At 81.2% G+C, this 574-nt stretch carries 1 pseudogene; it reads right to left on the bottom strand.

The window, feature by feature from the left end:
- Window positions 1-161 precede the first annotated feature (161 nt).
- Window positions 162-574 (bottom strand): annotated as a pseudogene (locus tag CBZ_RS20620) (glycosyltransferase family 2 protein); the annotation flags it as partial.

The raw sequence follows: 574 nt of genomic DNA on the forward strand, positions 1-574 counted from the left end.
GCGCGGGCTCGGGGGCTCGGCCGCCCGCGACGACGACCGCCGCGACCGCCGCGACGACGCCGAGCGCCGTCGCGCCGCGCAGCACCCGCCCGCGCCAGGTGGGTCCGTCCGTCACCGTTCCTCCGTCCGGCGCCGGGGGCGCCCGTCGTCCGTCGCGCGCGTCACGCGCGCACCACCCGGCGGCGGCGGACCGGGACCGCGAGAAGCACGCACACGAGCAGGACGGCGCCCTGCAGTACGAGCCAGGCGGTCCGGCCGGGCGGGTCGACGTGCACCACGAGGTGACCGCCGTCGGCGGGGACCTCGAACGCCTGACGCCAGCCCACGTCGACCGAGCGCAGCGGTCGGCCGTCGAGCGTGGCCCGCCAGCGCGCGTCGGCCCGCTCGGCGAGCACGAGCACCCGCGGCCCCGTCGCGGCCTCGACCGTCGTGTCGACCGAACGCCCGGCCGACGGCACCGCCGTGGCGGCGACGGCCGCGTCCGTGACGTGCGACGCCGGCGGGACGAGCCGCGCCCACGACGGGACGGCCACCGGCGCGACCGCGCCCGCGGTCGCCGTCGAGCGGACCCGCC

Origin of the sequence: Cellulomonas biazotea, assembly GCF_004306155.1 — a bacterium.
Lineage (GTDB): Bacteria > Actinomycetota > Actinomycetes > Actinomycetales > Cellulomonadaceae > Cellulomonas > Cellulomonas biazotea.